Annotated in this window: 6 protein-coding genes and 1 pseudogene; 3 read left to right on the top strand and 4 right to left on the bottom strand. The window is 64.6% G+C overall.

Annotated elements, in window-relative coordinates:
• Positions 1 to 690 (top strand): annotated as a pseudogene (locus EN935_RS12410) (NAD-glutamate dehydrogenase domain-containing protein); the annotation flags it as partial.
• 134 nt (positions 691 to 824) lie between these two features.
• Positions 825 to 2,201 (top strand): MFS transporter, encoded by a 1,377-nt coding sequence (locus EN935_RS12405; RefSeq protein WP_109664316.1) that lies wholly within the window; start codon positions 825 to 827, stop codon positions 2,199 to 2,201.
• 134 nt (positions 2,202 to 2,335) lie between these two features.
• Here the strand turns inward: EN935_RS12405 and purH are convergent, their stop codons facing one another.
• The 4 genes from purH to htpX form a co-directional block, all read right to left on the bottom strand.
• A complete protein-coding gene (purH, locus tag EN935_RS12400) occupies positions 2,336 to 3,952 on the bottom strand; it encodes a bifunctional phosphoribosylaminoimidazolecarboxamide formyltransferase/IMP cyclohydrolase (RefSeq protein ID WP_127262916.1) in 1,617 nt (538 codons plus the stop codon).
• A gap of 189 nt (positions 3,953 to 4,141) precedes the next feature.
• Positions 4,142 to 5,866: a heparinase II/III family protein gene (locus tag EN935_RS12395; protein ID WP_109664328.1), complete on the bottom strand. Its 1,725-nt coding sequence runs from the start codon at positions 5,864 to 5,866 to the stop codon at positions 4,142 to 4,144.
• A gap of 246 nt (positions 5,867 to 6,112) precedes the next feature.
• The gene (locus tag EN935_RS12390; RefSeq protein WP_164757580.1) at positions 6,113 to 7,501 is read right to left on the bottom strand and encodes an RsmB/NOP family class I SAM-dependent RNA methyltransferase; all 1,389 of its coding nucleotides are present in this window, start codon (positions 7,499 to 7,501) and stop codon (positions 6,113 to 6,115) included.
• A complete protein-coding gene (htpX, locus tag EN935_RS12385) occupies positions 7,498 to 8,517 on the bottom strand; it encodes a zinc metalloprotease HtpX (protein WP_127262918.1) in 1,020 nt (339 codons plus the stop codon). Before htpX ends, EN935_RS12390 begins: the two co-directional genes overlap by 4 nt.
• 105 nt (positions 8,518 to 8,622) lie before the next feature.
• Between htpX and EN935_RS12380 the strand changes: the two genes are divergently transcribed.
• Positions 8,623 to 8,844 carry a DUF1674 domain-containing protein gene (locus EN935_RS12380; RefSeq protein WP_109664342.1) on the top strand — a complete coding sequence of 74 codons (222 nt, stop codon included), beginning with the start codon at positions 8,623 to 8,625 and terminating at the stop codon, positions 8,842 to 8,844.
• Positions 8,845 to 9,133: the final 289 nt, after the last annotated feature.

The raw sequence follows: 9,133 nt of genomic DNA, 5'->3' as shown, positions 1-9,133 counted from the left end.
CGTCGATCTCGCGATAGAGCGCTCGACAACCAGATCGACGGTCAGGTGCAGCTCGATCTCTATCAGATGGTCAGCCGGCTGATCTATGTGACCAGCGGCTGGTATCTGAAGAACGATGCCGGCACGGCACCCCTTGGCCAGCGCATCACTGAGCTGCTGGAAGCCCGCAAGGCGCTGGATCCCAGGCTCGTTTCGCTGCTGCCGGCCTTCTCGCGTGAGCGGATCGAGGAGAAGCGGCACGGGCTGTTCAAGGCCGGCGCGCCGGAAAAGCTGGCCGAACAGCTGGCGCTGAGCGAGGTGGCGGAACTCATCCCCGACATCGCGCTGACGGCGCGCACCGCCGGCGCCGACATCGTCGCCGCGGCCAAGGCGTTCTTCGCCGTCAGCGATGCCTTCCGCATCCCGCGTGTCGAGGACGCGGCACGCTCGATCACGCCGTCGGACTATTACGACCAGCTGGCGCTTTCGCGCGCGACCGACACGATCGGCGCCGCACGGCGTGGTATCGCGGTGGCGGCACTCACCGGCCACGCCAATACGGCCGATCCGGTGGCCGCCTGGCTGGAAGCCGGCGGCGAGCGCGTGGCGCGCATCCGCGAGCGGCTGCAGGCGCTGACCGAGGGCGGCGACATCACCGTGTCGCGGCTGTCTGTCGCATCGGGGCTGATGAGCGATCTGACGGGGATGTGAGTGATTCGTTTGACGAGGTTGGCTCTGCCCGTTCGGTTGGGTGAGAAGCATCAACCGCGGTCGTTTGCATGCGCACGGGAAAACATGCAGACATGATGCCAACCGCCAGCGTTACGAAGGCGATCGGAGGGGATATGACCGAGGTAGCAGTGCAGCGTGCGTCTGGACGCGGCATCTGGGGATGGATGTTCTTCGACTGGGCAGCGCAGCCGTTCTTCACGGTCGTTACCACCTTCATCTTCGGGCCGTATTTCGTTTCGCGCATGGCAAGCGATCCAGTCACGGGCCAAATCGTCTGGGGTTATGGTATCGCGGCGGCCGGGTTGGCCATCGCCGTGCTGTCGCCGATCCTCGGCTCGATTGCCGATCAGACCGGGCCGCGCAAGCCGTGGATCGCATTCTTTGCCGCCATCAAGATCACCAGCCTTTGCCTGCTGTGGTTCGCCACCCCCGGTTCGAACCTGTTTCTGGTCGTGGCGTTGTTTTCGCTGGCATCGGTCGCGGCGGAATTCTCGACCGTGTTCAACGATTCGATGATGCCGCGCCTGGTGCCGAAGAGCGAAATCGGCAGGATTTCCAATGTTGCCTGGGGTCTCGGCTATCTCGGCGGCATGATTGCGCTGATCTTCGTCATTACATGCATGGCCGGCATCCCCGAAACCGGCAAGACGATCATCGGCATCGACCCGCTCTTCGGGCTCGACCCGAAGCTCGGCGAGGACGCCAGGGCCACCGGGCCGCTGTCAGCCGGCTGGTATTTCCTGTTCATCCTGCCGATGTTCTTTTTTACCCCCGATGCCCTCAAGGGCCTGCCGATCGGCCCGGCGGTGCGAGAGGGGTTGGCGGAGCTGAAAGTAACACTGGGTGAGGTGCGCAAGCGCAGCGGTATCTTCCGCTTCCTCGTCGCCCGCATGATCTATCAGGACGGCGTCAACGCGCTGCTTACGCAAGGCGCCGTATTTGCCGCGGCGATGTTCGGCTGGTCGATCACCGAGGTCGGCTTGTTCGGCATCATCCTCAACGTGGTAGCCATCTTCGGCTGCTGGATCGCCGCTTACCTTGATACCCGCCTAGGCTCCAAGGCGGTGGTGCTGATCTCGCTGGGAATGTTGACGATCGCGACCATCGGCATCATCTCGACCGGGCTCGGCTATACGCTGTTCGGCGCATTGCCGCTTTCCATTGCCGATTCGGGCGGCCTGTTCGGCACGGCGGCCGAGAAGGCATACATCCTCTACGGCCTGTTGATCGGGCTGGCCTTCGGGCCGGTTCAGGCGTCGTCGCGATCCTATATGGCGCGGAGCGTCACGGCGGCAGAATCCGGCCGCTATTTCGGCATCTATGCGCTGGCCGGCAGGGCAACCAGTTTCCTGGCGCCGTTCCTGTTTTCAACGATCTCCTTTGCCACGGGCTCGACGCGGCTCGGCATGGCGGTGATCATCCTGTTTCTCGGTGTCGGCATGGCGATCCTGATCAAGACGCCGTATCCGGCGGATCGGCCGGCGGAATAGCTTACCCTCCCCCTTGTAGGGAGGGTCGATCCGCGGAGCGGGGTAGGGGGCGGCGCTGCCCCTACCCTGTCTCTTGAATTTTGCTTCGCAAAAATCGTTCAACGACCCTCCCCGCGGGAGGAGGGTAAGGGGCCTCAATGCCGGAAATGCCTTACGCCGGTAAACACCATGGCGATGCCGTGCTCGTCGGCGGTGGCGATGACGTCCTTGTCGTTCATCGAACCGCCGGGCTGGATGACAGCGGTGGCGCCGGCGGCGATCGCCGACAGCAACCCGTCGGCGAAGGGGAAGAAGGCGTCGGAGGCGACGACTGAACCCTTGGTCAGCGGTTCGGCAAGGCCCGCGGCCTCGGCCGCGTCGAGCGCCTTGCGGGCGGCGATGCGTGAGGAATCGACCCTGCTCATCTGGCCGGCGCCGATGCCGACGGTTGCGCCGTCCTTAACGTAGACGATGGCGTTGGACTTGACGTGCTTGGCGATGCGGAAGGCGAATCTCAGGTCGGCCATTTCGGCCGGCGTTGGCGCGCGCTTCGTCACCACCTTCAGCTCGAGGTCATCGACCACGGCATTGTCCCGGCCCTGGACGAGCAGACCGCCGGCGACGGATTTGACCGTCGTGCCAGGCGTGCGCGGATCTGGCAGGCCGCCGGTGACCAGCAGGCGCAGGTTCTTCTTTGCCGCGACGACTGCCGCTGCCTCGTCGGTCGCGCCGGGCGCGATGATCACCTCGGTGAAGGTCTTGACGATCTCTTCCGCCGCCTCGGCGTCGAGGACGCGATTCACAGCGATGATACCGCCGAAGGCCGAGACCGGATCGCAGGCGAGCGCCTTGGCGTAGGCTGCCTTCAGCGAGGTGTCTTCAGCAACGCCGCAAGGGTTGGCGTGCTTGATGATGGCGACGGCGGCGGAGCGCGCCGGATCGAATTCACCGACCAGTTCGAAGGCAGCGTCGGTGTCGTTGATGTTGTTGTAGGACAGCTGCTTGCCCTGCAGCTGGCGCGCCGTGGCGACGCCCGGCCGCTTGTCGCCATTGACGTAGAAGCCGGCGCTCTGATGCGGGTTCTCGCCGTAGCGCATCACTTCGACCAGCCTGCCGCCAAAGGCGCGCCATGTCGGATGTTCGATCTCGAGCGCCTCGGCGAACCAGCCGGAGATCGCCGCGTCATAGGTAGCGGTGCGGGCAAAGGCCTTGGCCGCCAGCTTCTTGCGGAAATCCAGCGACAGCGAGCCGATGTTCATCGCCAGCGCATTCAGCACCGAGGCGTAGTCGCCGGGATCGGTGACGATGGCGACATAGGCGTGGTTCTTGGCCGAAGCGCGGATCATCGCTGGCCCGCCAATGTCGATGTTCTCGACGATCGATGCGTAGTCGGCGCCGGAGCGGCGAACCTCCTCGAACGGATAGAGATTGGAGACGACGAGATCGATCGGCTCGATGCCGTATTTGCGCATTGCCGCGGAATGCTCCGGATCGTCGCGCACGCCAAGCAGCGCGCCATGCACGCTGGGATGCAAGGTCTTGACGCGACCATCCATGATCTCGGGGAAACCGGTGAGCTCGGAGACATCGCGCACCGCCAGGCCCGCCTCGGTGATCGCCTTTGCCGTGCCGCCGGTCGAGACCAGCTCGACACCGGCTGCTGCCAGCGCTTTGGCGAAATCAATGAGGCCGGTCTTGTCGAAGACGGACAGCAGGGCGCGACGCACGGGGACGAGATCAGGTGCGGGAATGTTCTTGGCGGCGACGGCCATGGGCTGGCGGCCTTTCACGGCTAAGCATGATGCCGAAAAGTTGCGGACTTTTCGGATAAACATCATACGACAAAACAAAAAGCCGGAGAGGAATTCGCGTTTCGACTTGAACGCATTCCGCTCTGGTGTGGTGGATGCCCGCGCCCGTAGCACATGCCGCCCGGAAATCAAACCGGCGGTCAGGTAAGCTCAGTTGTTTTCCGGGTAACCGGCGATGCTAGTGCGCGTCAGCTGCCAGTGGACTTCGGCGACTTCCGAGGCCTTGAAGGCAAGCACGATCTGGCGGCTGCGGCGCGGGCCGCCAAGGCCGGCGAAATAAATCGATTCCTCGACCTCCGGCACCACTTCGGCTGCTGTGAACACCCAGGTGTCGGCCTGATCGGCGGCCAGCACCAGGCGATCATGCTCGTCCTGTAAAAGGTTGATGTCGGGGTGGACGTGGAAACGGATGGTGACGAAGTCGCGGCCATTGTTGCGGATCGCCGCATTGCCGGGCCGCTGGAAACGGTCCCTGCCGGCCAGTACATTGCCGTTCGACGACAGTTTCAGCTCGCGCTCATGCAGGAAGCCGAATCGCGGGACATAGCCGTCATGGCGGGCGATGAACCCCTGAACGCCCTTCTGGTCGGTGCGCTTGCACTGCACATGCTGCGGGCCGCCGATCAGCGGCGAACCGAGCAGGTCGTTGACGCGCAGCGAATGGCTGAAGCGTGCCGACGAGGTGTCGTTGATGGTGGCGGTCGAGTGCGCCGCGGTGGCGCGCGCCAGCGGTCGGAATTCAGCCGCGCCATAGGTGTCGATGCCGGCATTGACGATGTAGTGCTGTCGGCCGGACGACAGTTCGAAGGCGAGGCAGCTGGCGTGTGCTGCGTTGGACACGTCGACCGGCGGCGGCAGGCCAGTGTCGGCAATGACCGTGGTGCCGCCCATCGACAGGCGCTCATAGCCGGAATGCGGCGCATGCAGCAGTGGCGCGCCGGCGGTATCGTCGTGGCGCAGGATGGTGGCGATGCGGTCGTGGATGGTGGCGCCCATGCCGTTGAATCGGGCGAGGCTGCCGTCCTGATGGCGGAAGAAGCGCAGCGCCGGCAGCATGCGGTCGATGGCGCCGATCAGCGCCTGCGGCGGCGTTTCCGCCTGGTTGGCATAGGTCTGGCGCAGCGGCAGAAGGTCGGCGAGGATTTCCAGGACGACCATCGGATTGCGCGAAATGTGCCCGCCGTCGGCGAGGATCTGGCGGTCGAGTTCCTCGGCCAGGTTGCGGGTTGCGCCGCGCAGCGCCGATGCCGGCGCTGGCAGGGACAGAGCGGCAAAGGCAAGCGCGATGCGGGCACGCAGCTTGTCCTTGCCGTCGGGCATTTCACGCGCCATCGACCGGAGGTAGCGGATCTGAACGGCAACCGACTTCAGGAAGGCGCGGTAGAAGGGGAACTCGGCGCCCTGTAGCACGACGGAGGAGTGCTGCAGCCAGGCGATGATGCGCTTGGCCGTGGTGCCGGGCTCCCAGGCGACGCCGGAAATATGGCTGCCATGCATGGCGATCCAGTCGGAGACCAGGGCGCGGGCATTGGCGGCGGCAAGCTCGGTGCCGGCGGCGCGCATATGGCGTAGCCAGCGAAAGCCGTGCAGCGTCTTCTGCCAGCCGTGATTGGGCACGTTGATCTGGAACGGCGACTTGCCGCCGGTCTCGACCAGATGCCCCGACAGGGGATAGCGGCCGTAGTAGATCTCAAGCGCGATCTGCGGGTCGGCGAGGCGCAGGTCCGGCGGTGCGATCAGCACACGTTCCGGCGTGCGGCCGGAATAGCGCCAGCGATAGACCGGCCCGGCACGCAGGCGCCGGCGCGTTTTGCGCCAGAACTCCTTCGCGACAAGCGTCCACAGACGCGTCGTGCTGCTGGCAGCAAGTGCCAAAACCCCTCCTGATCGTCCACTACCCCGGCGCCGAGTTTACATGATTGCACGACTCGTGCGAAGGCGAATTCCATGGACGGCGCCGGTTCACCCGGTTTTGCCCCCGACTCTCCTTGAAAAAGTCAGTAAATCCGGGCAGTTAAATGAAAGCGCGTCGCGCCCGATCGGTCTGACGCAGCGCGCTTTGGTCTTCTGTTATGCATGTCGTCGTCCCGAAGCCGCTGCGCACTTTTGGGCGACATGCATTTAGCCGGCTCGACGCATGCGAGCGGCGAAGAAGCCATCGAGGCCCGAGCGCTCCGGCGCGCCGAGGTCAAGGTCGGCGGGTGTGGTGCGCAGCGTGCCTTGCGGCGTCAGGAACGGATCGATGCCGGCGATCTCGCCTTGCTGTGCCGGATCGTTGGCTATTTCAGCGGCGGCGGCCAAGAAGGCGCGATAGAGATCCTCGCCTTCGAGCGGATCGAGCGAACAGTTGGAGAAGACGATCCTGCCGCCGGGTTTCACCAGCGTGACAGCGCGGGCGAGCAGCCTGCGTTGCAGGTCGGCGAGTTTTTCGACATCGGCCGCCGTCTTGGTCCATGGCACGTCGGGATGCCGGCGCACCGTGCCGGTCGACGAGCAGGGCGCATCGAGGAGAACGGCGTCGAACAATTCCTTCGGCTCGTATTTGAGCAGGTCGGCCTGGACGATCTCGGCGGACAGGCCGAGGCGGTCGAGATTCTGCGTCAGCCGCACCAGCCGGTTCTTCGAGGTGTCGACAGCGGTGACCTTGGCGCCGGCGAGAATGAGCTGCGCGGTCTTGCCGCCGGGGGCGGCGCAGAGATCGGCAACGCGCAAGCCCCTGACATCGCCGAACAGCCGTGCAGGCAGACTGGCCGCGGCGTCCTGGACCCACCAGGCGCCGTCGGCAAAGCCTGGCAGTTCGGTGACCGGCCCAACGAGATTCTCCACCCGGACCGTGCCAGTCGGCAGGACGATGCCGCCGAGCTTTTCGGCCCAAAGCTCGGGATCGACCTTGACCGAGAAATCGACCGGCGCCTCGACGCGGTGGGCTTCCAGGATCTGCCTTGCCTTCTCGGTGCCATAGGTGGCCTTCAGCCGGTCGGAAAACCATTTTGGCGCTTCGTCGGTGGCGGCAAGGGCGGCAGGCAGTTCCGTTTCCTTGGCGCGCGCCAAGGTGCGCAGTACGCCATTGACCAGGCCGGAGAAACGCACCGTGCGCGGATCGGACTTGGCGTGGGTCACGGCCAGGTCGACTGCGGCGCTGTCGGGAATGTCGAGGAACAGGATCTGTGTCGCCGCCACATGCAATATGTGCGACAAAGCGGTGGCGTTGGGCGGCAGCGGCTTCTCCAGGCGCCGCGCCAGCAGGCCTGATATGGTCATGCGATAGCGCAGCGCTGTAACCAGAATGGCGCGGACAAGGCCGCGATCGCGAAGGTCGAGCGCCTTGTATTGCGGGTGGCCGTTTTCGTGATCGGTCAGGCCGTCGAGCGGCGTTCTGGCGTCGATGACGGCGGCAAGCAGCCGCGCCGCTGCCTTGCGGGCGGCAAGGCCGGCAACGAAGTCGCCGCCGTCTCTGTGTTCCTGATCGCCTGAAACCGTGCGTCGAGATCCTCTGTCCACCACGCTCACGACCACCGGCCCTTGGGTCCGGTCGGGTTGCGGCCCCACGGGTTGGATTTCGGCTTGGCGGGCTCCGCCGGCTGCTTGGGCCGTGCTGCCTGATCCCACGGGCCTGACGGCCGCTGTTCGTCCGCCTGCCGTGGTGGTGCCGGGGTCTGGCGCTGAGCTTGAGTTTCGCTCCCTCCCATCTGCTGTGCCATCGCCTGCAGGGCAGCGATGCGGTTGTTGGTGCTCGGGTGGGTGGAAAACAGACTGTCCATGCGCTCGCCGGAAAGAGGATTGATGATGAAGAGATGCGCGGTTGCCGGATTGCGCTCGGCATCGGGGTTGCGGATGCGTTCGGCGCCGCGGGCGATCTTGTCAAGGGCGGAAACCAGCCAGAGCGGGTGTCCACAGATTTCGGCGCCGCGCCGGTCGGCCTCATATTCGCGGGTGCGGCTGACCGCCATCTGCACGACCATGGCGGCAAAGGGCGCCACAATCATCGCGACCAGCACGCCGACAATGCCGAACGGATTGTTTTCACGATTGCCGCCGAAGAAGAAGGCGAAATTGCCGAGCATCGAGATAGCGCCGGCAAAGGTGGCGACGATCGTCATGGTCAGCGTGTCGCGATGCTGCACATGGGCGAGTTCGTGCGCCATGACAGCGGCGACCTCTTCAGGCGTCAGTGCCTGCAACAGGCCGGTAGAGGCAGCCACTGCCGCGTTCTGCGGGTTGCGGCCGGTGGCGAAGGCGTTCGGCTGCGGGTTGTCGATCAGATAGGTCTTCGGCATCGGCAGGCCGGCCTGTTTGGCCATTGCCTTGACTATGGCGTAATATTCGGGCGCGTTCCCTTCGTCGACCTCGACGGCACGGTTCATCGACAGCACCATCTTGTCGGCGTTCCAGTAGCTGAACAGGTTGGTGCCGGCAGCGATAAGCAGCGCGATCATCATGCCGCCGGTTCCGCCGATCAAAAAGCCGACGCCCATGAACAGCGCGGTCATCGCGGCAAGAAGCATGGCGGTGCGAAGCGTGTTCATCGTCTGCTCCTGTCCAACTGGTGGTGAAAGGGGGTCGATCCGTGTGAGTTCATCGCTATATGATGGGAAACGCCTGGTCCTGTTTCAATCCGCCGGAAATATCACATGAACGACGAAACCAGTAAAATCGATGCCGACCTTGGCCATGACGTCGAGCCAAAGGCGCTGACGCCGCAAGCCAGACGGGCGCTCGCGGAAGCCGAGGCAAGACGCGTGAAATATCTGGAGAAGGAAGCAGCCGCGCCGAAGGAGATCGGCGGCCGTGGCGGCAAGGAGCCCGGCCGCTATGGCGACTGGGAGGTGAAGGGCCTGACCAGCGACTTCTAAGGTATGGTGATATTCACGTGATGCTGGCCTGCAAGCGTTGGTTTCCTGCGCTTCCGGTGCTCACGTCCTTCAAGTGCGCTCCGCTCCGGTTCTCGGAAACCGTCTTGTTTGGTCGCTACGCGCCCGTCTTCGACTCCGACTCGGCTTGACCTGAATCTCAATACACACTTGGCTAGGCGGCGCTGCGCTGCGGCTCGAGCGCGATCCAGCCGTTTTCGTCGAGGGTGATGCCGATCCCCTCGTAACCTCCTATCGCGGCGTGCTGGCTTTGCAGCGCATGCTTGTGCGT

Source organism: Mesorhizobium sp. M7D.F.Ca.US.004.03.1.1 (assembly GCF_003998635.1).
In the GTDB taxonomy this organism is placed as follows: Bacteria; Pseudomonadota; Alphaproteobacteria; order Rhizobiales; family Rhizobiaceae; genus Mesorhizobium; species Mesorhizobium loti.
The sequence above is the reverse complement of the archived record's forward strand: the minus strand, read 5'-3'. Positions and strand labels throughout refer to the sequence as shown.